Source organism: Enterococcus sp. 7F3_DIV0205 (assembly GCF_002141365.2).
GTDB classification, from domain to species: Bacteria; Bacillota; Bacilli; order Lactobacillales; family Enterococcaceae; genus Enterococcus_L; species Enterococcus_L palustris.
Genome location: NZ_CP147244.1, coordinates 1,668,349 through 1,694,870, shown reverse-complemented (window position 1 = coordinate 1,694,870; position 26,522 = coordinate 1,668,349). Strand labels below are relative to the sequence as shown.

General features: G+C 36.3%; 31 protein-coding genes, 1 tRNA gene and 1 other annotated feature. Of the genes, 27 read left to right on the top strand and 5 right to left on the bottom strand.

Annotation, left to right across the window (positions count from 1 at the left end; all coding sequences use genetic code 11):
* The first annotated feature begins 10 nt into the window (after positions 1-10).
* From pta to A5821_RS08050, 4 genes are all read left to right on the top strand, one after another.
* Positions 11-991, top strand: a complete 981-nt coding sequence (pta, locus tag A5821_RS08065; RefSeq protein ID WP_086314043.1) for a phosphate acetyltransferase — start codon at positions 11-13, stop codon at positions 989-991.
* Positions 992-1,117: 126 nt separating this feature from the next.
* Positions 1,118-1,591, top strand: coding sequence for a tRNA (adenosine(37)-N6)-threonylcarbamoyltransferase complex ATPase subunit type 1 TsaE (tsaE, locus tag A5821_RS08060; RefSeq protein ID WP_086314042.1), 474 nt, complete (start codon positions 1,118-1,120; stop codon positions 1,589-1,591).
* Entirely contained in the window at positions 1,588-2,109 is a 522-nt protein-coding gene (locus A5821_RS08055) for a GNAT family N-acetyltransferase (RefSeq protein ID WP_086314041.1), read from the top strand. The genes tsaE and A5821_RS08055 overlap by 4 nt, the downstream gene beginning before the upstream one ends.
* Positions 2,110-2,291: 182 nt before the next feature.
* The gene (locus tag A5821_RS08050; protein ID WP_086314040.1) at positions 2,292-3,620 is read left to right on the top strand and encodes a 6-phospho-beta-glucosidase; all 1,329 of its coding nucleotides are present in this window, start codon (positions 2,292-2,294) and stop codon (positions 3,618-3,620) included.
* A gap of 25 nt (positions 3,621-3,645) precedes the next feature.
* Here the strand turns inward: A5821_RS08050 and A5821_RS08045 are convergent, their stop codons facing one another.
* From A5821_RS08045 to A5821_RS08035, 3 genes are read right to left on the bottom strand one after another with little or no spacing between them, the layout of a single operon-like run.
* Complete coding sequence (locus A5821_RS08045) at positions 3,646-4,398, bottom strand: MurR/RpiR family transcriptional regulator (protein ID WP_010771198.1); 753 nt, start codon at positions 4,396-4,398, stop codon at positions 3,646-3,648.
* Between the two features lie 17 nt (positions 4,399-4,415).
* Positions 4,416-4,940, bottom strand: a complete 525-nt coding sequence (locus tag A5821_RS08040; RefSeq protein WP_086314039.1) for a GNAT family N-acetyltransferase — start codon at positions 4,938-4,940, stop codon at positions 4,416-4,418.
* Between the two features lie 20 nt (positions 4,941-4,960).
* Entirely contained in the window at positions 4,961-5,434 is a 474-nt protein-coding gene (locus A5821_RS08035; protein ID WP_086314038.1) for a GNAT family N-acetyltransferase, read from the bottom strand.
* Between the two features lie 252 nt (positions 5,435-5,686).
* Between A5821_RS08035 and A5821_RS08030 the strand changes: the two genes are divergently transcribed.
* The 14 genes from A5821_RS08030 (at position 5,687) to A5821_RS07965 (ending at position 19,750) form a co-directional block, all read left to right on the top strand.
* On the top strand, positions 5,687-5,896 hold the full coding sequence (locus A5821_RS08030; protein ID WP_086314037.1) for a hypothetical protein: 210 nt from the start codon (positions 5,687-5,689) through the stop codon (positions 5,894-5,896).
* A gap of 27 nt (positions 5,897-5,923) precedes the next feature.
* Positions 5,924-6,433 (top strand): phage major tail protein, TP901-1 family, encoded by a 510-nt coding sequence (locus tag A5821_RS08025; RefSeq protein ID WP_086314036.1) that lies wholly within the window; start codon positions 5,924-5,926, stop codon positions 6,431-6,433.
* 71 nt (positions 6,434-6,504) lie between these two features.
* The gene (locus A5821_RS08020; RefSeq protein WP_086314035.1) at positions 6,505-6,846 is read left to right on the top strand and encodes a tail assembly chaperone; all 342 of its coding nucleotides are present in this window, start codon (positions 6,505-6,507) and stop codon (positions 6,844-6,846) included.
* Between the two features lie 20 nt (positions 6,847-6,866).
* Positions 6,867-7,187: a hypothetical protein gene (locus tag A5821_RS08015; RefSeq protein WP_249921846.1), complete on the top strand. Its 321-nt coding sequence runs from the start codon at positions 6,867-6,869 to the stop codon at positions 7,185-7,187.
* A gap of 15 nt (positions 7,188-7,202) precedes the next feature.
* Positions 7,203-9,968, top strand: coding sequence for a phage tail protein (locus A5821_RS08010; protein WP_212637415.1), 2,766 nt, complete (start codon positions 7,203-7,205; stop codon positions 9,966-9,968).
* Between the two features lie 13 nt (positions 9,969-9,981).
* Entirely contained in the window at positions 9,982-10,749 is a 768-nt protein-coding gene (locus A5821_RS08005; RefSeq protein ID WP_086314034.1) for a distal tail protein Dit, read from the top strand.
* Positions 10,746-13,508: a phage tail spike protein gene (locus A5821_RS08000; protein WP_086314033.1), complete on the top strand. Its 2,763-nt coding sequence runs from the start codon at positions 10,746-10,748 to the stop codon at positions 13,506-13,508. Before A5821_RS08005 ends, A5821_RS08000 begins: the two co-directional genes overlap by 4 nt.
* Before the next feature lie 25 nt (positions 13,509-13,533).
* Positions 13,534-14,409 (top strand): phage baseplate upper protein, encoded by an 876-nt coding sequence (locus A5821_RS07995; protein WP_086314032.1) that lies wholly within the window; start codon positions 13,534-13,536, stop codon positions 14,407-14,409.
* Positions 14,409-14,639, top strand: a complete 231-nt coding sequence (locus A5821_RS07990; RefSeq protein ID WP_010771210.1) for a hypothetical protein — start codon at positions 14,409-14,411, stop codon at positions 14,637-14,639. Before A5821_RS07995 ends, A5821_RS07990 begins: the two co-directional genes overlap by 1 nt.
* Positions 14,636-14,956: a collagen-like protein gene (locus tag A5821_RS07985; protein ID WP_086314031.1), complete on the top strand. Its 321-nt coding sequence runs from the start codon at positions 14,636-14,638 to the stop codon at positions 14,954-14,956. Before A5821_RS07990 ends, A5821_RS07985 begins: the two co-directional genes overlap by 4 nt.
* Positions 14,956-15,537, top strand: coding sequence for a hypothetical protein (locus A5821_RS07980; RefSeq protein ID WP_086314030.1), 582 nt, complete (start codon positions 14,956-14,958; stop codon positions 15,535-15,537). Before A5821_RS07985 ends, A5821_RS07980 begins: the two co-directional genes overlap by 1 nt.
* 133 nt (positions 15,538-15,670) lie before the next feature.
* Positions 15,671-16,135, top strand: coding sequence for a MarR family winged helix-turn-helix transcriptional regulator (locus tag A5821_RS07975; RefSeq protein ID WP_086314029.1), 465 nt, complete (start codon positions 15,671-15,673; stop codon positions 16,133-16,135).
* Positions 16,132-17,868, top strand: coding sequence for an ABC transporter ATP-binding protein (locus A5821_RS07970; protein WP_086314028.1), 1,737 nt, complete (start codon positions 16,132-16,134; stop codon positions 17,866-17,868). Before A5821_RS07975 ends, A5821_RS07970 begins: the two co-directional genes overlap by 4 nt.
* Positions 17,861-19,750 carry an ABC transporter ATP-binding protein gene (locus A5821_RS07965; RefSeq protein WP_086314027.1) on the top strand — a complete coding sequence of 630 codons (1,890 nt, stop codon included), beginning with the start codon at positions 17,861-17,863 and terminating at the stop codon, positions 19,748-19,750. Before A5821_RS07970 ends, A5821_RS07965 begins: the two co-directional genes overlap by 8 nt.
* Before the next feature lie 64 nt (positions 19,751-19,814).
* On the opposite strand, the gene A5821_RS07960 is transcribed toward A5821_RS07965, so the two are convergent.
* Positions 19,815-19,888, bottom strand: a tRNA-Arg gene (locus A5821_RS07960).
* Between the two features lie 172 nt (positions 19,889-20,060).
* Positions 20,061-20,140, top strand: a sequence feature (ribosomal protein L21 leader region).
* A gap of 19 nt (positions 20,141-20,159) precedes the next feature.
* On the opposite strand from A5821_RS07960, the gene rplU reads away from it, so the two are divergent.
* From rplU to A5821_RS07930, 6 genes are all read left to right on the top strand, one after another.
* Entirely contained in the window at positions 20,160-20,468 is a 309-nt protein-coding gene (rplU, locus tag A5821_RS07955) for a 50S ribosomal protein L21 (RefSeq protein WP_010762829.1), read from the top strand.
* Between the two features lie 34 nt (positions 20,469-20,502).
* A complete protein-coding gene (locus A5821_RS07950; RefSeq protein ID WP_086314026.1) occupies positions 20,503-20,847 on the top strand; it encodes a ribosomal-processing cysteine protease Prp in 345 nt (114 codons plus the stop codon).
* Positions 20,848-20,859: 12 nt separating this feature from the next.
* A complete protein-coding gene (gene rpmA, locus A5821_RS07945; protein ID WP_010762831.1) occupies positions 20,860-21,147 on the top strand; it encodes a 50S ribosomal protein L27 in 288 nt (95 codons plus the stop codon).
* 164 nt (positions 21,148-21,311) lie between these two features.
* Positions 21,312-21,779: a DUF2798 domain-containing protein gene (locus A5821_RS07940; RefSeq protein ID WP_086314025.1), complete on the top strand. Its 468-nt coding sequence runs from the start codon at positions 21,312-21,314 to the stop codon at positions 21,777-21,779.
* A 166-nt stretch (positions 21,780-21,945) separates the two neighbouring features.
* Positions 21,946-22,350 carry a pyridoxamine 5'-phosphate oxidase family protein gene (locus A5821_RS07935; RefSeq protein WP_086314024.1) on the top strand — a complete coding sequence of 135 codons (405 nt, stop codon included), beginning with the start codon at positions 21,946-21,948 and terminating at the stop codon, positions 22,348-22,350.
* A gap of 243 nt (positions 22,351-22,593) precedes the next feature.
* Complete coding sequence (locus tag A5821_RS07930) at positions 22,594-22,740, top strand: hypothetical protein (RefSeq protein ID WP_086314023.1); 147 nt, start codon at positions 22,594-22,596, stop codon at positions 22,738-22,740.
* 125 nt (positions 22,741-22,865) lie between these two features.
* Here A5821_RS07930 and A5821_RS07925 read toward each other — a convergent pair whose 3' ends face one another.
* Complete coding sequence (locus tag A5821_RS07925) at positions 22,866-23,675, bottom strand: metallophosphoesterase (RefSeq protein WP_086314022.1); 810 nt, start codon at positions 23,673-23,675, stop codon at positions 22,866-22,868.
* A 174-nt stretch (positions 23,676-23,849) separates the two neighbouring features.
* Between A5821_RS07925 and A5821_RS07920 the strand changes: the two genes are divergently transcribed.
* From A5821_RS07920 to nusB, 3 genes are all read left to right on the top strand, one after another.
* Complete coding sequence (locus A5821_RS07920; RefSeq protein WP_086314021.1) at positions 23,850-24,914, top strand: M24 family metallopeptidase; 1,065 nt, start codon at positions 23,850-23,852, stop codon at positions 24,912-24,914.
* 264 nt (positions 24,915-25,178) lie between these two features.
* The gene (locus tag A5821_RS07915; protein ID WP_010771224.1) at positions 25,179-25,604 is read left to right on the top strand and encodes an Asp23/Gls24 family envelope stress response protein; all 426 of its coding nucleotides are present in this window, start codon (positions 25,179-25,181) and stop codon (positions 25,602-25,604) included.
* Positions 25,597-26,046: a transcription antitermination factor NusB gene (nusB, locus tag A5821_RS07910; protein ID WP_170922974.1), complete on the top strand. Its 450-nt coding sequence runs from the start codon at positions 25,597-25,599 to the stop codon at positions 26,044-26,046. Before A5821_RS07915 ends, nusB begins: the two co-directional genes overlap by 8 nt.
* Positions 26,047-26,522 lie beyond the last annotated feature (476 nt).

Here is a 26,522-nt window from a genome sequence, read left to right as displayed (position 1 = left end):
AGGGTATATCGTGGAATTATTCGATAGCTTAAAATTTAAAGTCATTCGCCGTAACATTAAAATTGTTTTCCCAGAAGCAACAGATCCTCGTATTTTAGGAGCTGCTGCTCGCTTGAAAGCAGAAGAGTTGATGGAACCGATCTTGATCGGTAAACAAGAAGCAATTGTGGAAGCAGCACATGCTCGCGGAATTAAAGCTTCTAACTTTACGATCATCGATCCAGATAATTATGATGGATGGGAAGATATGGTTCAAGCATTTGTTGAACGCCGTAATGGAAAAGTTACAGATGAAGATGCACGTAAGATTTTAAAAGATGTAAACTACTTTGGGACAATGCTAACTTACATGGGACTAGCTGATGGTATGGTCAGTGGAGCGATCCATTCAACTGGAGATACTGTTCGTCCAGCACTACAAATCATCAAAACAAAACCAGGTGTTAGCCGTACAAGTGGTGCGATGATCATGGTTCGTGGTCGCGACCAAGAAAAATATATCTTTGCAGATTGCGCGATCAATGTAAATCCAACAGCACAAGAGTTAGCTGAGATTGCAGTCGATAGTGCAAAAACAGCGGAATTATTCGATATCGAGCCAAAAGTTGCAATGATGAGTTTTTCAACAAAAGGTTCTGCTAAAGCACCTGAAGTCGATAAAGTTGTCGAAGCAACTAAAATTGCTAAAAGTTTAGCACCTGAACTTGAAATCGACGGTGAATTACAATTTGACGCATCATATGTTGCATCAGTTGCACAATTAAAAGCACCTAATTCACCTGTAGCTGGACAAGCAACAGTCTTTGTTTTCCCTGAATTACAGTCAGGAAATATTGGCTACAAGATCGCTCAACGTTTAGGTAACTTTGAAGCAATCGGTCCAATTTTACAAGGGTTGAACAAACCAGTTTCAGATTTATCACGTGGAGCAAACGAAGAAGATATCTACAAATTATCAATCATCACTGCTGCACAAACATTAATGAGCTAATTACATTTACTGGAGAACTCGAATCAAACGTTCAGCGTTTTGTTCTAGTTCTCTAGTTTTTTTTGTCATAATTCGGTATACTACACTACATAGAAACATGAATAGTTTAGATAGGCAGGTGAAAAAATGGATATACTAATTAGTAATTCAGGTGAGACAGAAGCGATAGCTAAAATCATTGGTTCTACCGCAGAGCCTGGTGACACGATCATTCTTTCTGGTGATTTAGGTGCAGGGAAAACAACGATGACTAAAGGGATTGCTTTAGGTTTAGGAATCGACCAAATGATCAAAAGCCCTACCTATACAATTATTCGAGAGTATCAGCAAGGGCGTCTACCGTTGTATCATATGGATGTGTATCGTATTGAAGGTGCCACCGATGATTTGGGCTTAGATGAATATTTTGAAGGGGACGGCTTATCTGTTGTTGAGTGGGGAAAATTATTGGGTGAATTTTTACCGACAGACTATTTAGATATAATGATCGAAAAAGATCTAGAAAATCTGGAAAAAAGAACAATATCATTTCAAGCGATTGGATCGCAAGCACAAATGTTTTTAGAGCGTATTCAGAAAAAAATGGAGGAACATGCATGACAGAGGTTGAATTTACAATTCGGGAAGCTATTCCAGATGATGCAGCAGAGATTTTACATGCATTAAAAGTTATTGGCAGTGAGACGCCTTATCTCGTGATGGATGAAAAAGGAATGGAGATGACTCCCGTTGAGATGAGTGAGAACTTAGCAAATCTTTATGAATCATCGAACAACGTGTTGATGGTTGCCTTAGCAGATGGCAAAGTCATTGGTACGGCTTCTGTCAAAGCGTCATCAAAAAAACGTATGGAACACATTGGTGAGATCGGGATCAGTATCTTAAAAGACTTTTGGGGCTTTGGTTTAGGAAGTTTGATGATGGATGAGCTGATTTTATGGGCGAAGGAAAGCGAAGTGATTCGTCGTTTAGAATTAACGGTGCAGCATCGAAATCAGCGTGCGGTCCATGTTTATGAAAAAATGGGATTTAAAACAGAAGCGATCATGCCGCGAGGGGCGAAAACGGACAATGGTGAATTTTTAGATGTTCATTTAATGAGTATGATGATCGATTGAGATAAATAAAGTGTTGGACAGAAAAAGAATTTTGTTCAATGCTTTTTTAGTTACACTACGTTACCTAGATGTCACAAGTTACCTCTTCTTTCATCGTGTAACTACTTTTGTTTTTTCTATATATTGTTTTCTTCGTAAGCGCTATACTGAGGTCAGATAAATCGCTTAAGGAGCTGAACGAAATGTCAAAAGGAATTAAAATCGTTACGATCGGTGGAGGATCAAGTTACACACCAGAATTAGTAGAAGGATTTATTAAACGTTATGACGAATTACCTGTGCGTGAATTATGGCTAGTTGATATTGAAGCAGGAAAAGAAAAACTAGAAATCGTTGGGGCTATGGCAAAACGTATGGTCAAAGCAGCTGGTGTAGATTGTGAGGTTCATTTAACGCTAGATCGTCGTGAAGCATTGAAAGATGCTGATTTTGTTACAACGCAATTACGTGTAGGATTATTAGATGCTCGTATTTTAGATGAACGAATTCCTTTAAGCCATGGGTTGATCGGACAAGAAACGAATGGGGCCGGTGGAATTTTCAAAGCGTTAAGAACTGTTCCAGTGATTTTAGATATCGTAGAAGACATGAAAGAATTATGTCCAAATGCTTGGTTGATCAACTTTACAAATCCAGCAGGAATGGTAACAGAAGCTGTTTTACGTTATGGAAATTGGGATAAGGTTGTGGGCTTATGTAATATTCCAGTTAATGCAGTATTTGAAGAAGCAGAGTTATTAGGTGAAAATAACCGCGACTTATTCTTCCAATTTGCTGGGATCAATCACTTACATTGGCACACAATTACAGATAAAAACGGGAATGATCGTACAGATGAACTGATCAAAGTGATGTACGGTCAAGATGATGCAAAGTCAATCGTAGCCAATATCAAAGACAATAACTTGATTTGGGAACAAGTTGAAAACTTACACATGGTTCCTTGTCCATACCACAACTATTATTACTATACAGATAAAATGTTAGCTGAAGAATTAGAAGACTTTAAAAACAATGGAACACGTGCCGAAAAAGTGAAAGAAATCGAACATGAATTGTTTGAACTATATAAAGATCCAAATCTAGATTACAAACCAAAACAATTAGCAGAACGTGGCGGCGCTCGTTATAGTGATGCAGCGTGTGAAATCATCAACTCTATCCATAATGATAAACGCACAACGATGACCGTTAGCACTAGAAACAATGGGACGATCACAGATTTACCAGCTGAAAGTGCCGTAGAAGTGACGTGTACGATTACAGGAAAAGGACCAGTCCCTTACAATTTCGGTAGCTTCAAACCTCAAGAACGAGGTTTGTTGCAAGTGATGAAATCAATGGAAGAATTAACAATTGAAGCAGCAGTTACCGGTGATTACGGTACGTTGTTACAAGCATTTACAATGAATCCATTGATCACAAGTGGCGATGTAGCAAAAGAGGTAATGGATGAATTATTAGAAGCGCATAAACAATATTTACCTACATTCTTTAAAGAAAGTAACTAAACTAAAAAAGCAAGACTGCTCAATTTTATGAGTGGTCTTGCTTTTGTTTTTGCACTTCTTTTGCTAAATACTCAACGGTATAAAGTGCTGGAACTTGAGAGGTAATATCACTATCACCAATTCTTTCTGTTGAAATGTAATAAGGAATATTTACATCAGAAAGAGCCGCAATCGGTGACTTTTCACTATTTGTAATCGAAATGATCGAGCTATCATTTGTAATAAAATGATTCAGATAATTAATAATCGCTTCATTTTCACCACTGACAGAAAGAGCGATCACACAAACATTTTTCGCCATGCTTTTATTAAAAAAGTTGACTGGATGATTGATTGGATCTTCAATATGAAAGGCCATACTGAAAATAGATGAAAAGTACAACGCACCATATTCAGCAATAATATTTGATGATCCTGTCCCGATAAACAAAACAAGATCTTTCTCGGACAACAATTTCGCCGCTGCTTGAATTCGTTCTTGATAAAAAGTTTCGGTCGATCGTTGGATAAAATTAGTAAAAGATGTTTCATCTACAGCATGGGTGGTTACAGGTTCAGCCAATGATTTTCGATATAAATTCAATTTAATTTTAAATTCAGAAAATCCTTCGCAGCCAAATTTTCGGCAAAAACGCAAAATACTAGCTGTACTGCTATGGGTTTCTTTGGCCAATTCGCGAATTCTCATGTACACGACTTCATCGATATGAGAGGCAATATATTTATAAATTTCTAAATCGATGGGGCTAAGGTCAGGACTATGATCTAAAAATAACAAGTTACTCACTACTTTCCTTACTTATTTAAATCAATACTATAAACGAAGTGACGAACTGGTAGACCAGAATAATCTTTATCAAATTGTTTTACAATCGTCATGTTATTTTTTTCAGCAACTTTTTGAGAAGGACTATTGGTATCTCGGATAATCGAACAAATTTTTTCTGCATTTAATACATTTTTGGCATAAGTGATACATAATTTGCTAGCAGAGGTTGCATAACCTTGATTCCAATAACGTTTGTTGACTAAGTAACCAATTTCTAATAAGGAATCATTTTCAACTTCAGAATAAACAATACCACATTGTCCAATAAAATTATTCCTTTTTTTGTCGATGATCGCCCACAAACCAAAACCATTTTCTTGGTAGCTTTTTAAGTTCCAATTTAACCAATCTTTTACCTTTTCATCTGTGAATACTGATTCATATGCATACATTGTTTCTTCGTCTTGTAAAATCAAGCATAAATCCTCAAAATCATTGAGCGTGAATTCTCTTAAATAGAGCTGTTCATTTTCGATTATTTTTTTAGTCATTATACGTTTCTTCCTTTTTATCAAACTTCTAACTTCATATTCATGACGAATAGCAGTCCAAATTCTCCTTGGATAATTTTCTCTAAACGCTCAAAACCTGTTTTTTCATAGAGTGTTTGGGCAGCAATGTTCTTTTTGTTTACTGCAAGAATGATTTCATTAATATCTGGGAAATTTGATCGAATGTAATCGGGTAGCGCTTTTAGCACTGCTTTTGCGTAGCCATGTCCTTGATATCGCCTATCTGTAGAGAAGGTTCTGAGTAAAATAGCTTGTTCATTTGTTGTATATAAAGCAACATCTTTTTTTTCATCTAAAACAAAAAAATTTGTTAATTGTTTGTTTTCTATCCCTAAAATTGGATGGATAAAAGGGTTTGTCTGAGAAATTTGGATGGGTATTTCAGGAGTTCCTGTATAGAGTAATTGCTCATCATTTAATTGATAGTGCTGGATCATTACTGAAAAATCAGCTGTGTACCGTTGTAAGAGCATGTTTTACACATCCTTTCATACATACTATTCCCGTATCAAAATAGGAAGAACTTCTATTATTTTACCACAGTAACTGGCTAAGACTGCAAAAAATAAGGTTGAAGTGCCCAAATAGTGACAGGAAAATAAAAGGAAGTCGGGATAATACCAACAGAAATCTGGGAGTTTGCACTCATTAATTCCACGTATACTAAGTTCATCAAGTAATAATTGCTGTATAACTTCGATAATCATAGTCGCCCGAGACTTTAAATGAGAGGAGATGTCAAAGCGAAATTGAACGATGTTTTTTTGAATACTAAAACGGATGTATCGTTTGAGCAGCAAGATAAGGCAATCAAAAAACAGTTAAAAATTATCCGAAAGCTGCAAAAGCGGGTAAAAGAAGAACAACGAAGAAAAAATCAACTTGCATCTCAATTAAAGCGATCGCTTCAATTATTAGAAGAATTAAAACAGTAGCAACAGACTAAAGGAGGAAATGAACATATGACAGCATTAAGCGGAGTAGATGTAGTTTGGCGTTTTCGTTTAGCCGAAGACGAAGGAAATGAAAGTGCGTGGGGACTAGCCTACAGTACAGAAAATGGTTATTCAAAATCGAAAGAAAGTGAATCGACAGTAACGAAAGACGGTAGTGTTGTAACACCAGGAGCAACTGAAACAACAGTAACTGCTACAACGTTATACAAAATCGGTTCAACTCAAATCGATAAATTAGAAACAGCGATGGATGAAAATAAACGTGTTCAAATCTGGCGTATTAATACCAAAGAAATTGGCACGGGTAATAATGAAGGAAAGTATAAGGCAAAATATTTTGAAGGCTATTTTACTTCCTTTGAAGAAACGGATACAGCTGAAAATAAAGTGGAATATTCTTTAGAATGGGCAATCGAAGGCGCTGGAAAGAACGGTTTTGCAGCATTAGAGCTAGATACTTCCGAAGGCGGCGATTATGAGTTTAAAGACACTGTAAAAGTAGAAAAAGCGCCCTAATATTTTAAACACAAGCATATAAATTAAGAGGTTGGTTTAACTAACCTCTTTCAAACTCAGGAGGAATAAAGATGGAACTAACAATGGACGAAAAAACATTTAGCTGCAAATTCGGCTACGGTTTTTTAAAAGAAACCAACAAACGTTATTCAGTAGAACGCGGTGGAATGCAGTTGAAGTTAGGCGTTGGAGCAATTGTTTCAAATCTTCTTTTATCAGATGTCGACACGCTTTTTGAAGTACTATTGATTGCCAATATGACAGAAAAGCCTAGAATGACCGTTAAATTTTTAGAAGATTATGTTGAACAAAATGGAACAAAAAATCTGTTTGAAGAAGTGATCGATGAGTTAAAAAAGTCGGAATATACCGGGATGATGACCAGCAAAATGTTGGAAGAAGCACAAGCGTAAAAAATATAGATTTTGATGAAGTGTATGAACAGGTTCGTTTAAACTGTTTACGTTTCTTAAAAATCGAAGATTTTAATGAAATAGATCGTTTGACGATTCCAGATTATGAGGTACGTATGAAGGCCTATCAGTTAAAGCAGTTAGATCGTCAATATGAGATTCATATGCAGGCTTGGGCTACAGTTATGGCAGGACAAACACGAAAAGGTAAACCAGTTTTTAGAACTTTCGATAAATTTTTTGATTATCGCAAAGCAGAAGAGAAACTATTGGGCCGACAAAAAGGAACTTCTCCTGATAAAGAAAAACTTCGAAATTGGATTGCCAATTTTAATTCATAGGAAAGGAGGGAGAAAATGGCAGAAGAAATATTACCAACGACAAATAAACAATTTGTTAGATCTATAAAAAAATCAATGAAGGTTACCAAGGTTTTAGATCAACAAATAGTTAAGGCCACTAAGCATTTGAACAAATTTGTAAACCCGCTATCGAAAACTTCTGAACTATCAAAACCATTTCTTGTTATGAAAAAGCAGATCGAATCCCTAAATAAAGCGATTTCAGCGAACGATTTATCTGATTTTCAAACAACCCTTACAAACATCGGGGTGGCTTTTTCGGATGTAATAACTCAAAGTGCTCAGATGATTCGTTCGATGAATCAAGCAAGTAAAAGTTATAACATACTGAGTAATGCTTTTCAAGGAGAACTAAGTATTGATGACACTAGTCTAATTTCTCTGGATAGCCAAACAAAAAATTTGCTTCAAAGTTTCATCAGCTTTCAAACTCTTTTATCTAGTTTGAAAAATAAGCTAGCTTTAGATGGTTCAAATATCAAGGAATTAGTTGATATCGGAAGAAAAATAACAACAGAATTTTTTAGTATGAGCCAAAGTATAAATACTTTCAGTACAACATTTGCAAGCAGTCTACCAGTTGTTGGAAACTTCAGCCGTGCATTGAACGATACAATCGCGTCAATTGATGCATCTTTTTCAATGTTGATAGCAACGAGTGAAACATTAAATAGCGCTTTGACAAATGCTATAAAAGAACCTGAAAAACAAATAAAAAGTACAGAAAATAGTTTTCAAAAATTAAAAACAGGTCTAACAGACCTTTTTAAGCCATTAGAAAATACTTCCAGTATGGGGAATGCATTTGATGAGATAAAAGCTCGGATAAGTAATTTGGATGAAAACTTAGGAAACATAGAGCTACCAGATTTTCAAAGTTCTGTTACAGGTATAGGAAAAGCTTTTCAGACCGTTACTTCACAAAGTGGTTCGATGTTTCAAAATATGAATCGATCGATGGATCAAACAAGTCAGAATTACTCTTTGTTAAAAAAAGTATTTAAAGGGAAATTAGAAATTGATGACTCCAATTTCAACAGAATGGATGAAAGTACACAAAATTTAGTTCGACGTTTTTCAGACGCAAAAAATGGTCTGAAAGTATTTAAAGGAGAATTGAAAATTGGTGATGATGCATTTAAGGAGCTTGATAAAGCTTCACAAATATCTGTAAAAAGATTTACTGAGCTGGAGAAAAAAATAAGTGGTGTTAAGGAAATGATGAGTAACACAGGTTTTTCGATGTTAGCGAAGATTGCTCCGCCAAAATTAACAGATCCATATGCTAGCGGTGAATTAGATCCAACTGCAGCACTCAGATCTACGTTAGATTTTGGATTAGAAGATATAAAACAGAAACTTTCAAAATTCAGTATAGTAGGAACTGGGCTGTCAAAAGCAATACAAGGACCGATGAAGATTGGAACATCTGCTTTAGGTGGTATGGTGCAAGGATTAGTGTCAGTCATGGGGATTGCCATGAAAGCTATCGCACCCACTGCAATTTTAGGGGTTGCATTAGCTGGCTTGGCTTTATTAGACGGCCAAATGGGTGGCCAGATTAGTAGTATGATTGAAACTGCTACAACTAAAGGTCCTGAAATCATTAAAGGATTTGTAGATGGAATTATTACTAAATTACCAGATTTGATTAGTTCCGGTGCTCAAATAGTTGCAGGTTTAGCAGAAGCAATTTCCGTAAATCTACCTGTAATCATGCAAAGTGCAGTTGATTTGATTGGTGCTTTAGTTAATGGGGTAATTGAAAGTTTACCAACATTGATACCAGCGGCTTTAATGTTGATTGAATCCTTAGCCACAAGCTTATTAGCTGCAGCACCCCAGTTGTTATTAACGGGATTAGATTTATTAATTGCTTTAGTTGACGGAATTTTAACTAATAAGGATCAGATTATTACTACTGTAACAAATATTATTGAAGCGTTCACTACCAATATTACGAATAAATTGCCTGAAATTATTAAAAAAGGTGTTGAAGTGTTAACAAAACTTGCAGAAGGTATCGCCTCTGTATTACCAACCTTGATACCAGTTGCTTTAGAAGCAATTGCAACTTTAGTAGGAACACTCTTAGAGCAGTTGCCTACATTAATTGATGCCGCAATTAAAATTGTCGCCGCATTGTGTAAAGGGTTATGGGATAACTTACCCGATATTTTATTAGCTGCTGGCAAGTTACTATGGACATTTATTGAAGGAATCATAGGGATGTTACCAGATATTGCTACTGCGGGATTTAAAATGGCTAATGAGATAATCAAAGAAATTACAGGTGTAGATTTATTTGAAATTGGTGGAAATATAATACAAGGGCTGATAGATGGTATTGAAGCAGGTGTTAAATGGCTTTCGAAAACTTTGAGTAATATTGGCGATAGCATTCAAAATTTCTTTACTGGCAAGTTCAAAATCCACTCACCATCCCGTTGGATGCGAGATGAAATCGGAGCAATGTTGCCAGCAGGTTTAGCAATCGGTATCGAAAGAAATGCTCATGTCATCGATCAACCAATGGATAAACTAGCTTCTCAAATTATGCTTCCGAGCTTAGACAGCTTAGATCAACATTTAGAAACGGTCCAAGATATATCAGTTCAATCAAGTAGTAAACAAACGATGATCCAAACCAAACAACCAGCAACTTTCAACATCAAACTCGGCAATCAACAATTCAAAGCTTTTGTTTCAGACATTTCAGAAGCAATGGGACAAGATTCTGCTATCAATTTAGCATTTTAGAAGGAGGGAAAAAATGTATTATTTTGAAGACACAACGAAAAAAGTCCACAAAGATGATTTGATCCTTCCTTCGTCAGCTATGCTGTATGACGGCCTTTATCTTGAAAAAATGATCACAGGCTACCGTACACTAGCTGTAACTGGTAGGGAAATGTTATCTCTCAATATAGAAACGCAAGAAACACAAGTCGGTAGTATCAAACTAAATCAAAAGCTACCTGCTCGAACAATCAAAGTAAGCTATCAATTAATTGGAAAAGACGCAAAAGATGTGCAAAAAAAATACCATCAGTTGATGCGTTTACTTTATAAAGAGTCAGATGTTGAGATTCGGTTTAAAGATGAGCTGGATTACCATTATTATGGACAATATATGACCACGGATGATGTACGTGGAGATACAAACAGCATTATTGCAAGTTTTGAAATTCTTTGTGCGGATCCTAAAAAATATTCTGTATTATTAAAAACAGATGGCGCAATCACTACCTATTTGCCTTATCCAACAACTCCTGAAAAAATTGAAGTCATTATTGCAAAATTTGGTTCATTAATGATTTCAAATGGAGATAAAACGATTAAAATTACCAGCTACAATTTAAGTGCTGGTGATCGAGTCATTTTTGATTTCCTAAAAGGAAAAGTTTTTGTAAATAAGCTGGATCAAACTTTTCTACTTGATTTAGAAAGTGATTTTGAAAATTTTACGATCCAAGAAGGTCAAACTATTGGTTGTAGCAATGGATCGATGATTATTTCTTATCGGGAGGTACAGCTATGAACAAAAGTGTTTATTTTTTTGATGAGCGACAGCACTTGCTTCGGATCGTGAAAGAAAACGAGCTGATAGAAGTCATTCAGGAAAAAGAAATTACTTCAAATAAAGAAGAATTGATGAATGATACTCTAAATGTCTCCACTGTTTACGATGAAGAATTAAAACAAGCAGCGTATATGGCTGTAAAAGAGGAAGCTTCTTATTATAGCTTATACAGAATTATTTTAGACACTGAATCTGAGAACATTTTATCTTTTGTAGGAATTAGCTTTGCACCTGATGAACTTGATTCTTATGTAGTAAAAAATGTTGAAGCTAAAAACGATTCAATCAAAAATACAGTACAAAAACTTTTAACAGAAACAGAGTGGCGTTTAGGGAAAATCGATGCAAACTTACCTGTCATAACAGAAGATTTTAGTTTCCTCTCTGTGCGTGATGCATTAAAAAATATTCAAACAAAAGGCTGCGAAATTCTATTTAAATACAAAATAGATGGTATCGGTATCACAGATAAATGGCTAGAGATATATCGTGAAATTGGTGAACAAAGTAACCAGCGTTTTACTTACGGTGATAAAGCATTAAGTATCATAAAAGAACAAGATCGCAATCAAGTATATACAAGCCTGATTGGACGGGGCCGTGGTGAAGATGTCGGTGATGGAAAAGGCAAGCGTATTGAGTTTACAAATATAGAGTGGAAAAAAGCAAATGGCAAACCTTTAAATAAACCAAAGGGACAAAATTGGCTAGAATTTCCTGAAATGACAACACAATACGGCATCCCGCTAAAAAATGGCGGCATGAGAAAACGGGAAAAAGTCATCACGTTTGATGAAGAAGAAAGTCCAGAAAAATTACTTCAAAAAACATATGATTCACTCATTGAATATTCACGTCCACTCGTTCAATTTAAAACTGAAATTTTAGGTGGAGATACGATTGGAAATACTGTGACTATCCATAGGCATGACCGAAACTATCACTACGAAACTCGCATTTTCAAAGTAAAAAACGATCGTTTGACGGGCAAAGTCGAAGCAGGGTTAGGAGATAATATTTCAAAAAGCATTTCAAAAGCTACTTCGGATTTAAAAGGGAACGTCGATTCTTTGGAAGAAAAGAAAATGACTTTTTATGATTCAGAAGAAATTTCAAAGTGGCAAGATGATATTATTCGTGGAGCCAAAGGCGGTTCTATAAAGCTTATGAACGGAATCGAAACGGGAAAATCAACTAGTCGTGAACCGTATCAAATGGTATGGATGAACAAGGATTCACTTGAGACCAGTGACCATTTTCTAGTTGCCAATAGTGAAGGTATCGGTTTTATTGATGGAGATTTTAATAAAGGAAAATATAAAACTGCTTGGACGATTGACGGAAAATTTAATGCTGATTTTATTCAAGCTGGGACAATTAGAGGTCGAACAATTGAAGGTTGCGAGTTCAAGACGCTAGATGACGCATTTCAAATAAAAATTCTAAATGGAAATATTATTTTCAGCGATAAAAAGGTAAATAAAAGATTAGGTTCCATAAGTGCAACGACAAGTGATGGCAAAGTTAATGGATTTGCAGTCATTCAACAACCAGGTTTTATTTTTTCATTAAATTCTGGAAGTAAAGATAAAGAAAATACTTCTAACTATGTTATTCAAATACCAAAAGATAGCACAATGGAAGAGCCTAAGCTAAATTCACGAGCAATTTGGAATCATAATGGGGATTTGCATATTAAAGGAAAGCTATTTCTTAATGGCAAAGAAATAACCGGTAACGGCAGTGGAGGATCTGGTGGCATCGGTGGAGGAATACCACCAGAACTAACAACCGACCAAGAAAAAAATGCTTGGGGCATCTGGCAATTCTTTAAAAATAAAGGCTGGAGTGAACAATCGATTGCTGGAATGCTAGGGAATATCCAATCAGAATCGGGGATCATGCCTGATATCGACGAACTAAGTGGCGGCGGTGGTTATGGACTAACTCAATGGACACCTAAATCCAAGCTAGTTAATTGGTGTAATGAAAATGGTTTGGATCATCGAACGCTGGACTCCCAATGTCAACGAATACAATGGGAAATGGAAAATAATCAGCAATGGTTTCCAAACTATGAAAGACCAGATTTATCAAACATCTCTTTTAAAGATTTCACTAAGCTTTCGGATGTTAAATTGTCAGCAGAATATTTTATTGCATTTTACGAGCATCCTAAATATCCTAATCAGCCAGTAAGAGCACAACAAGCTCAATACTGGTATGACAAGTTAAGAAATTTGAAACCAGGAGCGTCAACGGGAGCTGCGGGACTAGCTCATTTAGACACCTTATATAAGCAACCCTTAGGAAATGGACAGTGTTATGCAGTGCCTGCAGAGTATTCTGGATTTTTAGGTGGTTGTGGTTTAGGCGCAAGTACGGGCTATCCATTAAGCCATAACATAGGAGATACAGAAGCAGCGGCGGAAATCGGTAGCGCTTATGATTGGGCTGCAGTTGGTTGGAAAGTAATTTTTAATCCGACATATGAGCAGTTAGTACCGGGTGCAATCATCAACTGGAAACGCGGTGGAAACATCGGTGGTTTTAACGTTGACTATACCTATGGTCATACAGGCGTTATTCGAGGGTTAACCCCTGGTGGTTTCCAAACCTATGAACAAAATATCGGATTAGGGCAGGTCGTTGGTAAATATGAACGCCCGTGGGTTGGATCAAGCGAGATCAGTTCGATCGTTATTCCGCCAAAATAATCAATTTTTAGAAAGGAGTGAGTAAATGTCAATCGTATATCCAATTTTTCTATCAACGACACAACCAAATGACAATATTCCAACAATTATGGTTCGTCAATTTGACGAAGGAACCCAAGTCTTGGCTGTGACAATAACAGAACATGGAAAACCAAAAGACATTTCAAATTTAACCCCTTTTTTCTGCGTCAAACAAGGACATCATATTGGACTCGGTTTATCCGAGCAAAAGGTCACTAAAATCATCGACGCAAAAAAAGGAAAATTAGAATACACATTAACAAATTACGATATGCAAAGTGTCGGAGAAAATACTGCTTACTTTAGTTTTAGAGAATTGCAGAAAGATTTAAGCTGGCGACAACAATTTTCAACACGGGATTTTGCTTATCAAGTCAAAGAAAGTATTTACGATGATGGTATCAAAGATAGTAACTATATTTGGACATTTGAGGAAATCTTACGCTATTTCACTGAATGGGTGAAAACTTGCCAGGAGATTTATGATGATTGGTATTTAGTAGCACAAGAAGAATTGCAGCGTATTATTGCAGAGTTTCAAAGTTGGATCACAACAAATCAAGAGCGATACGATCAATGGACGACAGTTCAAAGAGCAGAATTCGATCAATGGTTTGCAACGATCAAAGAAATCTTAGATGAAAATGCTGCGGGGAATCTTTTAAATTTAATTGAAGAGTTAAAACAAGCACATTTCACGTTGAAAAGTGGTGAAGCTGGAATCCTTAGAACGATCCGAGATGATAAATTTAGCTTAAATCACGGCGTAACCAAATTAGGAACAGTTACACATAAAAAAGAGGCTTCAGCTTTAGTAATAGCTGAAATTGATAGTGAAAAACAAAAGACTTTCTTCATAAGAAAGGTAGGTTCAGTTTGATGGCAAATGAAGTAGAAATAAAAAAAGTCATGGAAACGGATGAAGCGGGTGTACAACGCCAAGTTTTTCCAGAAACACACGTTAGTGCAATCCTCGGTTTGGATAAAATCGAAACAGTAGGAAGCGGTGTGACTTCGATCAATGGAAAAACGGGAGATATTACGTTGACTGCTAAAGATTTAGGCGTTGAAGGAACAGGAATATCAATAGAGAAGGTGGGAACAGTATGACAGATATCGTCGAATTAAAAAGTGATGGTGTTGTTGTTTATCCTAAAACACACGTAAATGCGGTGGAAGGTTTAACAACAATCAAAGGTGAAAAAGGAGATATAGGTCCAGCAGGTCCGCAAGGAGCAATGGGCGCAACAGGACCTCAGGGCTTAAAAGGTGCTACTGGTGCTGCGGGACCACAAGGACCAGCGGGTGTAAATGCAACAACGACAACTACCGCAACGCAAACAGTCAACGGGCTGATGAGCGCAGTAGACAAGAAAAAATTAGATACATTACCAACAATAACATTTAGTAAGGTGGGAGCAGTATAATGGCAGATATCGTACAATTAGAAGAAAAAGGGAACTTGTTATATCCGAAGACACATACAAGTGCTATTGATAATTTTGAGGAGACGGTGGTTAAAAAGACTGGTGATGAAGAAATTGCTGGGATTAAGAATTTTAAGGATGGGCTGCAGAGTAATGGCAAAACAGTAGCCACAAAATCTGATTATTTTGGACTAAGCCATACAGGTAAATGGACTTTAACTACTAATAATAATAAATTGCCCTTAGGAGGAACTCAAACAGTTAGCGCATCAAATTTCTGTACATTAAATTCATATGATGTAACTGTAAATAAGTCTACAACAGTTCTAGTTGGATATATGGCATCTGTTCATTTTGAAACTGCAGGTGGCTGGGCTGATATTAGACTGTATAAAAATGATACTTTAGTTTCGAATGTAGCTCTTTCAAGTCCTCAGGGAGTAGTTTTATCAGGATCTGGCTCAAGTATAGTAAAATTGAATACAGGAGATAAATTAAGTGTAAGAATTATTATGGATAGTAATCTGATTAATAAAGCAAATGGTAGAAACCCTAACTTAACAATCGTTGAGCTAGGCTAGAGTAAAAGGACAGCCGATTGATAACGGCTGTTTTTTTTTGGATAATCAATTGATATATAATTTAAGCTTGACCTTATCCTGATATGTATCGTAATATAGTTAGGAACCGAACTATTTAACGAGGAGGTAAATCATGGACAGAAAAATCGGTCTAAAAATCAGGATTTTAGCCAACGAACTCAATCGAAAAGCAGCAGAAATTCTAAAAGAAGACGACGGCGAGGCATCTTCAAGTATCCAAATGCGCATTCTTAATTTTATTCACCGCCGTAATAGTCAACAAATACCCGTCTATCAAAAAGATATAGAGCAAGAATTTGATATTCGCCGTTCTACTGCGACAGGTGTTCTGCAAACGATGGAGAAACGCTTATTCATTGAACGAAGTAGCTGTAAAGAAGATAATCGTTTTAAAACCATAATCTTAACTGATTTAGGGAAACAAAAAGTCAAAGAAAACATCGTCAAGCTACATAAATTTGATGCATTACTTGTTCAAGGAATTACTGAAGAGGAGCTGACAATCTTCTTTAAAGTGATGGGGAAATTATCTGAGAATAGCAAACAAATAAATAAGGAAGGTGATCTGATTACATGATAAAAAAACTAATTTCGAATATTGGTGTCTATAAAAAAGAAAGTATTATTACCCCACTTTATGTAACAGGGGAAGTGATTTTAGATATTATCATCCCTTTAGTTATGGCGATGATGATCGATAACGGTATTGAAAAAGGAAATACCAAAGCGATTTTAATGTATGGCGCGATTTTATTTATTTGTGCAATTATTGCCTTGTTTTTTGGTGCGATGTCAGGTCGATATGCGGCTGTGGCATCAGCTGGCTTTGCCAAAAATTTACGAGATCAATTGTTTGTTCGTATCCAAGGGTTTTCATTTTCAAACATTGATCGTTTTTCCACGTCAAGTTTGATCACACGAATGACAACAGACGTGACCAATGTTCAAAATGCTTATCAAATGATTATTCGGCTTTTAGTTCGCAGTCCGTTGATCATGATTTTTTCATTAGTGATGGCGTTTAGTATCAACAAGGATCTATCATTGATTTATTTAGGCGTTGTGCCCTTTCTTATGATTGGTCTTGCAGCCGTTATTTATTTTGCACATCCGAATTTTAATAAGGTTTTTCGGATCTATGACAAACTAAATAATGTTGTTCAAGAAAATCTACAAGGGATTCGGGTAGTTAAATCTTATGTAAGAGAAAAGCATGAAGACGAGAAGTTCAAAACAGTATCTAAAGACATCTACAAAACATTCGCAAAAGCACAAAGTATTGTTGCATTCAATAATCCTATTTTACAGTTTGCAGTATATACATGCATGTTACTGATTTCATGGTTAGGAGCAAAATTTGTAGTTGGTAGCACGTTGACCACTGGAGAGTTAGTCAGCATGTTTACCTACACAATGCAGATTTTGATGAGTTTAAATATGTTATCGATGGTTTTTGTCATTGTATTGATTGCACGGACTTCGGCTGAACGGATCACAGAAGTGTTATCTGAAGAAAGTGATTTAAAAAATAATGCAAATCCTCTTTTTGAAATACCGGATGGCTCTGTTCGATTTAACGATGTATGTTTTAGTTATGCGAATGATCTTGAAAAATTGGCATTGATGCATGCGAATATGGAGATAAAATCTGGCGAAGTGATTGGAATCGTTGGTGGGACAGGTAGTTCTAAGTCAACATTAGTTCAGTTGATTCCAAGATTATATGATGTGACACAAGGTTCAGTAGAAGTTGGTGGACACGATGTTCGTGAATATGATCTGAAGTCATTGCGAGATCAAGTCAGCATGGTTTTACAAAATAATGTGCTGTTCACAGGAACAATCAAAGAAAATCTGCGCTGGGGAAATGAAGATGCGACAGATGAAGACTTGATCAGAGTCTGTAAAATTGCACAAGCTGATAGCTTCATTCAAGAATTTCCTGATAAATACGATACATTGATTTCCCAAGGTGGAAATAATGTTTCTGGGGGACAAAAACAGCGTCTGTGTATTGCCCGAGCATTGTTGAAGAAACCTAAAATTTTAATTTTGGATGATTCAACAAGTGCAGTAGACACGAAAACAGACCGCTTGATCAGAGAAGGAATGAGACAAGAAATTCCTGGAACGACAACATTTATTATCGGTCAGCGTGTGTCTTCTATTGAAGATTCAGATCGAATTATTGTCATGGATAAAGGCTTGATCAATGCCATTGGAACACACGATGAATTATTAGCGAATAACCAGATTTATCAAGAAGTGTATGAATCCCAAAAGAAAGGATTTGGTGAAGAGGATGCGTGATGAACAAACAAAAGGGATTCAGAAAAATCAAGATCCTTTGAAAACATTGAAACGACTGTTTTCATATATGTTTAAAAAGTACAAGCTACAGCTCATACTGGTACTGATTCTCATATTACTTAGTACTTTTGCTAACGTTCGTGGCTCGCTCTTCCTACAAGTGGTGATCGATGATTATATTACGCCGCTACTTGGACAAGATAATCCTAATTTTTCTGGACTATTAAAGGCAATTATGACAATGGCACTGATTTATGGGGTAGGAATTATTTCAAATTTGTTGTCTAACTTAATCATGGTACGAATTAGTGAAGGGACTCAAAAAACGATTCGTGATGAGATGTTTACCCATCTCGAAACATTGCCGATTCGTTATTTTGATTCACATTCTGACGGAGATATTATGAGTCATTTTACGAATGATACGGATACTTTAAGGCAAATGATTTCTCAAAGCATTCCCAATCTAGTCATGGCTGTTGTTAGTTTTATTAGTGTGTTTATTGCAATGTTTACCATTAGTGTTCCGCTGACACTTGTTGTGATTGTTTCTGTTTCTGTGATGATTGTTACGATTCGTCTGATTGCTGGTCGTAGTAGCCAGTATTTCGGAAAACAACAACGTGATCTAGGAAGTGTGAACGGTTATATCGAAGAAATCATGCATGGACAAAAAGTGGTGAAGATTTTTAATCATGAGCCACAAACAATCAAACAATTTAAAGCTATGAATGAAGAACTGCGACAAAGCGCTACTCAAGCAAATAAGTATGCCAATAGTTTGATGCCGATCATGATGAATTTATTAAATATTCAGTATGTGCTTCTAGCAGTAGTTGGAGGAATTTTTTCAGTATATGGTGTTTCTGGTTTAACGATTGGGATGATCGCTTCTTTTCTCCAATTAAGCCGCTCATTGAATATGCCGATCAGTCAAGTGTCTCAACAAATAAATTTTGTTATCATGGCATTAGCTGGAGCTGACCGAATCTTTACTTTGATCGATGAAAAGTCAGAGGTAGATGATGGCTACGTGACGTTAGTTAATGTGAATCGACATGGAGATAAATTAGTTGAAAGTGAAACTAGAACGGGTATCTGGGCTTGGAGACATCCGCATAATGATGGTACAGTGACCTATACTGAATTAACTGGAGACGTGCGTTTTGAAGATGTGTCTTTTGGGTATACAGATAAAAACAGAGTCTTAAAGGATATCAATCTCTATGCAGAACCAGGGCAAAAAGTCGCTTTTGTTGGAGCTACAGGCGCGGGGAAAACAACGATCACTAACTTGATCAATCGTTTTTACGATATTCAAGAAGGGAAAATACGTTATGATGGAATCAACGTGAAAAAAATCAAAAAAAGTTCTTTAAGAAGATCATTAGGGATTGTTTTGCAGGATACCCATTTATTTACGGGAACGATTCGTGAGAATATTCGTTATGGAAAATTAAATGCATCGGATGAAGACGTGATCAAAGCAGCTCAGTTAGCGAATGCGGAAGACTTTATCAATAATTTACCTGAGAAATATGATACTGTGATCACAGGTGATGGTGATGGATTGTCGCAAGGGCAACGCCAATTATTATCGATTGCCCGGGCTGCAATCGCAGATCCGCCTGTCATGATCTTAGATGAAGCAACGTCAAGTATTGATACAAGAACGGAAAAACATGTACAAGCAGGGATGGATCGTTTGATGAAGGGAAGAACGGTATTTGTTATTGCCCATCGATTATCGACTATTCAAAATTCAGATGCGATCATGGTGATGGATCATGGACGAATCATCGAACGAGGGAGTCATGAGGACTTGCTTAAAGAAAAAGGAATTTATCATCAACTTTACACAGGAAAAGTAGAACTTTCATAAACATAATAAAAAAACACCAACCGTTTAACAGGTTGGTGTTTTTTGAGATACACGCTTAAAATAATACGCCAAGAGAGATTCGAACTCCCGACCGCTCGCTTAGAAGGCGAGTGCTCTATCCAGCTGAGCTATTGGCGCAAAATATTAACGCAACAGAGTTTATTATAATGAACATGGAAAACAAAGTCAATCATAAATTAGAAATAACAACAAAGTTTTTTTGAAAAGTAGTTTAAATCGCTAAATCACTAAGTTTTTATTGACTCTCACTCTTTATTTTGATATGATACTAATGTTGTAATTGTGGACTCCACAGCTACAACCGCACAGAACAAGTTTTTGTAAGCACAACAATCGTTGTCACTTGGGATGGCGAGTCTAAGTCTAGAAGAAGGAGGTGCTGTATAGCATGTACGCAATTATCAAAACTGGTGGTAAACAAGTAAAAGTTGAGGTAGGTCAAGCAATTTACGTTGAAAAATTAGACGTAGAAGCTGGCGAAAAAGTTGTTTTTGACGAAGTTATCTTAGTGGGTGGCGAATCTACGAAAGTAGGAGCTCCAACTGTCGCAGGTGCAACTGTCGAAGGAACTGTAGAAAAACACGGCAAACAAAAGAAAGTCGTGACTTTCAAATACAAACCTAAAAAACACACTCACCGCAAACAAGGTCACCGTCAACCATATACAAAAGTTGTAATCAACGCAATTAACGCATAATTCTTTTAAGTTGCATAGGAAAGAAGGCCTATCAATGATTAAAAGTTCTTTTAAACGAAATGGCGCAGGTCAAATCGTTTCATTTGAAGTCTCAGGGCATGCGGAATCAGGCCCATATGGCAGTGATATCGTTTGTGCAGCTGTTTCTGCTTTAACGATTAGCACCGTCAACGGTATTGATGCATTAGCTGGCTTTGAACCGATTGTTGAAACCAACGAAGATGAAGGTGGTTACCTTTATGTTGAAGTGATTTCAAATACCAATCAGGAACAAACCAACATAGCCCAAATTCTCTTGGAAAACCTTTTATTGGGTCTACAAGCAGTTGAGCAAGAAAATCTTGAATTTATTCAAGTCAAAACCATAAATGAAAAATAGGAGGTGCAGACTATGTTATTAAACATGAATTTACAATTATTCGCCCACAAAAAAGGTGGAGGTTCTACTTCCAACGGACGTGATTCAGAATCTAAACGCCTAGGTGCTAAAAGCGCTGATGGACAAACAGTAACTGGTGGATCAATTTTATACCGTCAACGCGGAACTAAAATTTACCCAGGTGCTAACGTAGGTATTGGCGGAGATGACACTTTATTTGCTAAAGTAGACGGCGTAGTACGTTTTGAACGTAAAGGCCGTGACAAAAAACAAGTGTCTGTTTACCCAGTAGCTCAATAATTTTTGAACTGATTTGCTCTATCTTTTATCTAAGGATAGAGCTTTTTTTGCGCCCTCAGGCACTTATTTATACTCCAATCAATATCATTAAAAAATTTTAACTTACGAGAAAAATTATTTTATGGTAGCATAAACTCTGTTATCAAAAAAAGAGGAGTGTATGTATGCCACAAAACAAAAAAGAAGGAATTTTCTTCACAACGATTGTCTGTTTTTCTATGGTGATGTCAATGAGCGCCTATAATCTTTTATTACATGGACAATTTTCATTAAGCAATTTATTTGGTGGATTGATACCAGGATTTATTGTAGCGTTTCTATTTGATGTCTTAATTGTTTCGTCACCAGCTAAAAAAATTGCTTTTGCTTTACCTATCAATAAAGAGAAAAAAATCCAGATGATCATTGCTGTTTCTAGTTGCATGGTTTTAGGAATGGTTTTTTTCATGTCGATGTATGGTGTTTTTATGCAATTTGGTTTCACAGAAAACTTCCTAAGTTATTATGTAGATGCCTTTGCTAAAAACCTTATTATGGCATTGCCGTTGCAGTTATTACTTGTGGGCCCGATCTGTAGAATGATTTTAAGCACGAGCCGACAAAGTAATTGGCTAAAAGAAACGAATGATTAAATAAATTAATAGAAGAGCTTGGATCAAAAGTGGTCATTCCTTTTTGTTTCAACCTTCTATTTTTTTTATTTAGGGGAAAGTTCATTTAAAAGAGGGTCCAGCTTTCCTAAATTGATATAAAATTGTTATAATTAGTAGAAACTTGATTAATAGGGGGCCTTCAATAATGGAAATACATGAGCGAATTGTCAGGTTGTTAAATTCAAGTACCGTATTTTTGATTTCAACAATTGATAAACGTAATTTTCCGACGGTTATTGCTGTTTCTGAACCGTTATGGAGAGAAGGGTTGTTAAAGTTGCAGTTTTATTTGGACGGTAATGGTGAGACTGTTAAAAATATCCAAAATAACCCGAATGGATCTGTTTGCTGTTATGAGGAAATTAAACATGAAAGTCTGCTTTTAAAAGGGAAGTTGACCATTGAACAAGTTGAGTCAGTAGAAGCAATCGAACCTAAATTGTCAAGCTACCAAAAAGAATTAAATCACTCAGAACCTGTACTGGTTACATTTGAAACTTGGACAGCTAGGATACATATGGATAAAAAGACGAAAGATATCATTGTTTAGTATAGAGGAAAATTTAATACAATAGGATATAAGGAGCTGGGATAATGATCGATCTCTGCTCTTTTTATTTTTTCTAGTGTACTAAATATTCTTAATCAAATGTAATTGTTCTTCGTTTTTTCTTAATAAGTATTCATTATTTATTCGAAGATTTTTATGTTTCAGTTAAGTTCTTTTGGTTATAGTTAATTATAGCAACAGACGGAGACAAATTCTGAAAGTTTATAGGAAGGGGGAATGACGATGTACGCTGTAAAAGTGTTACATGGGTATATTGGTAAAGACGGACAACGTACAAGAGATAAAACGTGTGTTCGAATCTTTCAAACTAAAAACTATGCAGAAAAATTCGCTGAAAAAATCGGCGGTCGTGTTAAGGTAATAGGATAAGTTTACAAACAAACGTGAGCGGGACATAACTTAAAGAGTCATGTCCCGCTCACGTGGAATCCAAATAAACGATGGTAGCAGAAGCAATCCCTTCTGTCCCAACCTCGTTTGTTTGTAAAGAAAATCTAAACATAAAGGTCAAATACAGCAATTTCTGGTGGAACTCTGAAACGAACTGGGATTTTTGTTGTGCCTAAACCTGTATTAACGTACAAAGTTGTGTCATTCGCTAAAGTATAAAAGCCTTCAAAATATTTTTCAGCCATGACATTTTTGATCGCAAAAAAAGGTAATCTCACTTGCCCACCATGACTATGACCAGATAAAATTAACTGAATATCGTGATCGAGTACTTCATCTGCTTTGTCAGGTTCGTGGCTTAGTAAAATAGTATAGTCACTTTGACGAGCGGCTAAGGTATCATCAATCAAAGAATTTCCTAACATTGAATCATCTAAACCGCCAATGTAGATTGATTTTTCGTTCGAAACTGGCACATTTACGCCAGAATTTTCAAGTAATTGAAAATCCGCTGCTGCTAAAATCTCAGGATAAATCCGAGCAGCGCCACCGCCATAATCATGATTGCCCCAAACGGCATATTTTCCTAAAGGAGCAGTTAGTCGACCTAATGCAGTAATGACCTCTTCTGTTGGGCCATATTCGGCATAATTATCAAATAAATCGCCAGTAAACAAAATAATATCTGGTTTTTCGTTATTGACTTTTGTTACGATTTTTTCTAAATGTGAAACAGGATATTTTTCCTGAATATGAATATCAGAAAGTTGAACGATTTTAATCGGCTTTTGTCCATCGTTGTTTCCTATAGTGTAGTTATGGGTGACAATTCTTTTCGGTTCTATAAAAAAAGCATAGAGAATCATGCCGATCATGGCTAATAAAAATAAATAAAAAAAGTAGCGTTTTTTCATTGGTAACCTCACTTTCAGCTATAACTATAACGGAAAGAAATTAAAAAAAGGTAAAATCAGGCTTGTATCATAGAAACTTTAGAATAATTTAGAGGTTGCAGGTCTTCGGTGTTTTTCGAAATCATTATTTGTTATAATAGGGACGAACCTATTTTGGAAAGAAGGATGAAAAAAATGATGGTAAGAGTTAATAAATTAAGAGAATTAATGCGAAAAAATGATCTTTCGGGATTTTTGATCACAAGTCCGTACAATTTACGCTATTTAACAAATTTTACTGGTACAACTGGGCTCGCTGTGATTACTTTAGATAAAGCTTTTTTTGTAACAGATTTTCGGTATACAGAACAAGCAGCAGAGCAAGCACAAGGCTTTGAGATTGTTCAAAATACTGGTCCAATTTATGATGAAGTAGTAGCGATTGCAGAAAAAGAACAATTAGAAAATATGGCATTTGAAGAAACCTTTGTTAGTTTTGCAGAATATAGCTTACTAGAAGAAATCACGCCATGTGACTTAATTCCAGTAGCAGGTTTGATCGAAGAGCTGCGTGAAGTTAAAGATGAAGAAGAAATTGCTATTATCGAAAAAGCCTGCAGCATTGCAGATCTTGGTTTTAAGCACATTTTAACAGTTATCAAACCGGGCATGACAGAAATTGAGATTGCGAACCAATTAGATTTTTATATGCGATCTTTAGGAGCTTCTGGTGTATCTTTTGAAACAATCGTTGCAAGTGGTGTTCGCTCCGCGATGCCTCATGGTGTGGCAAGTGAAAAAATCATCGAAAAAGGTGATTTGATCACGTTGGATTTCGGTTGTTATTATCAAGGATATGTTTCAGATATGACTAGAACTTTTGCAATCGGCGAACCGAACAGCAAATTAAAAGACATTTATCAAATCGTTTTAGAAGCACAATTAAAAGTGTTGGACGAAGCTAAACCAGGACTAACTGGGATTCAGCTTGATACGATTGCTCGTGATCACATTGCTTCTTATGGATATGGTGAAGCGTTTGGCCATAGTACAGGTCATGGAATCGGTTTAGAAATCCACGAAGGGCCAAATGTTTCCTTTAGAGCAGATAAACAATTTGTACCTGGGAATGTAATCACTGATGAACCTGGTATCTATTTAGCAGGTCTTGGCGGTGTCAGAATCGAGGATGATCTATTGATTACGAAAGAAGGAAATCGCGTCCTAACACACTCACCTAAAGAATTAATAATATTGTAAAAAATGATAAATGCTTTAGATGAGAACTATTTTCTACAGATAAACCATTTTCGCCCCATTTTCTCATAGTTTTTTTGGTAGCGAAACAAGCTAATTAATGATAAACTAAGAGAGAATGTAAACGTAGATAGGTAAATCAGTAAAAGTTTTGACAGACACGGGAAAGTTTCCTGCGCTAACGTTTGTTCTATCTAACTTTGCAGGCTCGTTCTCGGAAAAAAAACAGGACAAGCCCGCATTGCTTTTATTATAAGGAGGATTAAAATGACTGAAGAAAAAAACCTAGTGATCAATACAAAAGATTCTTTAGGCGAAATCGTTATTGCGCCGGAGGTAATTGAAGTCATTATTGGTATTGCAGCATCTAAAGTCGATGGCGTATATGGTATGCGTGGAACATTTGCTAATAATGTAACAGAGTTTCTAGGCCGTGCTGCTCACGGTAAAGGCGTTTATTTAAGAGCGGAAGAAGAAGGCTTAAAAGTTGATATTTACTGTTACTTAAACTATGGCATCTCAGTACCTAAGGTAGCTTTAGAAATGCAAGATCGAGTGAAACAGCAAGTGCTGTTTATGACAGACATCGATTTAGTGGAAGTAAATATTCATGTAGTGGCAGTAGTTCCAGAGAAACTACCTGAACCAGATTTTGATGAATTATTCCCGGAAGATGAGGGAGAAAATGAGTAAGCCAAGTTTCACTCGTCACGAGATTCGTGAAAAAGCGCTTCAAGCGTTATTTCCTTTAGACTTTAATGTTGACTTAACCAAACAAGATGCGATTTCTTATGCGTTGGAGTTAGATAACCAAGAAATCATTAGTGAAGATGGGGAAGAGTTTGTCCCAACTTACTTAGATTTATTGGTAGGCGGCGTTTGTGATCGAAAAGCAGAACTTGACGAGATCATCAAAAAACATTTAGGAAACAACTGGTCGATTTCGCGTATTGCTAAGATGGATCTGATCATTTTACGTATGGCTATTTTTGAAATGCTATATGTTGGTGATGTACCTAATACAGTTGCTTTAGATGAAGCAATTGAATTAGCTAAAAAGTATAGTGATGACCGTTCAAGAAAATTCGTAAATGGTGTTTTAGCCAATGTAATGAAAGATATTGATTCAAAGTAGAAATACTTTGAATCTTTTTTGTTGTGAATCACTACGACTGGCTCAGCCAGAGTAGATGATGAACAATACTTGGCGACCGAAGGGAGAGAAGTAACCTTACTAGTGAATCCCTACGCTGCGCTTCGATCTCATCAATTTCTAAGAGCTAAAGCTCTAAGAATTGAAGGACTACGACTGGCTCAGCCAGAGTAGATGATGAACAATACTTGGCGACCAAAGGGAGAGAAGTAACCTTACTAGTGAATCACTACGCCGCGCTTCGATCTCATCAAATTCTAAGAGCTAAAGCTCTAAGAATTGAAGGACTACGACTGGCTCAGCCAGAGTAGATGATGAACAATACTTGGCGACCGAAGGGAGAGAAGTAACCTTACTAGTGAATCCCTACGCTGCGCTTCGATCTCATCAATTTCTAAGAGCAAAAGCTCTAAGAATTGAAGGACTACGACTGGCTCAGCCAGAGTAGATGATGAACA

Bases quoted from the DNA above. Each gene is read 5' to 3' on its own strand.
- tsaE (WP_086314042.1), top strand. From the start codon at position 1,118: ATGGATATACTAATTAGTAATTCAGGTGAGACAGAAGCGATAGCTAAA.
- A5821_RS08055 (WP_086314041.1), top strand. From the start codon at position 1,588: ATGACAGAGGTTGAATTTACAATTCGGGAAGCTATTCCAGATGATGCA.
- A5821_RS08050 (WP_086314040.1), top strand. From the start codon at position 2,292: ATGTCAAAAGGAATTAAAATCGTTACGATCGGTGGAGGATCAAGTTAC.
- A5821_RS08040 (WP_086314039.1), bottom strand. From the start codon at position 4,940: ATGACTAAAAAAATAATCGAAAATGAACAGCTCTATTTAAGAGAATTC.
- A5821_RS08035 (WP_086314038.1), bottom strand. From the start codon at position 5,434: ATGCTCTTACAACGGTACACAGCTGATTTTTCAGTAATGATCCAGCAC.
- A5821_RS08030 (WP_086314037.1), top strand. From the start codon at position 5,687: ATGAGAGGAGATGTCAAAGCGAAATTGAACGATGTTTTTTTGAATACT.
- A5821_RS08025 (WP_086314036.1), top strand. From the start codon at position 5,924: ATGACAGCATTAAGCGGAGTAGATGTAGTTTGGCGTTTTCGTTTAGCC.
- A5821_RS08020 (WP_086314035.1), top strand. From the start codon at position 6,505: ATGGAACTAACAATGGACGAAAAAACATTTAGCTGCAAATTCGGCTAC.
- A5821_RS08010 (WP_212637415.1), top strand. From the start codon at position 7,203: ATGGCAGAAGAAATATTACCAACGACAAATAAACAATTTGTTAGATCT.
- A5821_RS08005 (WP_086314034.1), top strand. From the start codon at position 9,982: ATGTATTATTTTGAAGACACAACGAAAAAAGTCCACAAAGATGATTTG.
- A5821_RS08000 (WP_086314033.1), top strand. From the start codon at position 10,746: ATGAACAAAAGTGTTTATTTTTTTGATGAGCGACAGCACTTGCTTCGG.
- A5821_RS07995 (WP_086314032.1), top strand. From the start codon at position 13,534: ATGTCAATCGTATATCCAATTTTTCTATCAACGACACAACCAAATGAC.
- A5821_RS07990 (WP_010771210.1), top strand. From the start codon at position 14,409: ATGGCAAATGAAGTAGAAATAAAAAAAGTCATGGAAACGGATGAAGCG.
- A5821_RS07985 (WP_086314031.1), top strand. From the start codon at position 14,636: ATGACAGATATCGTCGAATTAAAAAGTGATGGTGTTGTTGTTTATCCT.
- A5821_RS07980 (WP_086314030.1), top strand. From the start codon at position 14,956: ATGGCAGATATCGTACAATTAGAAGAAAAAGGGAACTTGTTATATCCG.
- A5821_RS07975 (WP_086314029.1), top strand. From the start codon at position 15,671: ATGGACAGAAAAATCGGTCTAAAAATCAGGATTTTAGCCAACGAACTC.
- A5821_RS07970 (WP_086314028.1), top strand. From the start codon at position 16,132: ATGATAAAAAAACTAATTTCGAATATTGGTGTCTATAAAAAAGAAAGT.
- A5821_RS07965 (WP_086314027.1), top strand. From the start codon at position 17,861: ATGCGTGATGAACAAACAAAAGGGATTCAGAAAAATCAAGATCCTTTG.
- rplU (WP_010762829.1), top strand. From the start codon at position 20,160: ATGTACGCAATTATCAAAACTGGTGGTAAACAAGTAAAAGTTGAGGTA.
- A5821_RS07950 (WP_086314026.1), top strand. From the start codon at position 20,503: ATGATTAAAAGTTCTTTTAAACGAAATGGCGCAGGTCAAATCGTTTCA.
- rpmA (WP_010762831.1), top strand. From the start codon at position 20,860: ATGTTATTAAACATGAATTTACAATTATTCGCCCACAAAAAAGGTGGA.
- A5821_RS07940 (WP_086314025.1), top strand. From the start codon at position 21,312: ATGCCACAAAACAAAAAAGAAGGAATTTTCTTCACAACGATTGTCTGT.
- A5821_RS07935 (WP_086314024.1), top strand. From the start codon at position 21,946: ATGGAAATACATGAGCGAATTGTCAGGTTGTTAAATTCAAGTACCGTA.
- A5821_RS07930 (WP_086314023.1), top strand. From the start codon at position 22,594: ATGTACGCTGTAAAAGTGTTACATGGGTATATTGGTAAAGACGGACAA.
- A5821_RS07925 (WP_086314022.1), bottom strand. From the start codon at position 23,675: ATGAAAAAACGCTACTTTTTTTATTTATTTTTATTAGCCATGATCGGC.
- A5821_RS07920 (WP_086314021.1), top strand. From the start codon at position 23,850: ATGATGGTAAGAGTTAATAAATTAAGAGAATTAATGCGAAAAAATGAT.
- A5821_RS07915 (WP_010771224.1), top strand. From the start codon at position 25,179: ATGACTGAAGAAAAAAACCTAGTGATCAATACAAAAGATTCTTTAGGC.
- nusB (WP_170922974.1), top strand. From the start codon at position 25,597: ATGAGTAAGCCAAGTTTCACTCGTCACGAGATTCGTGAAAAAGCGCTT.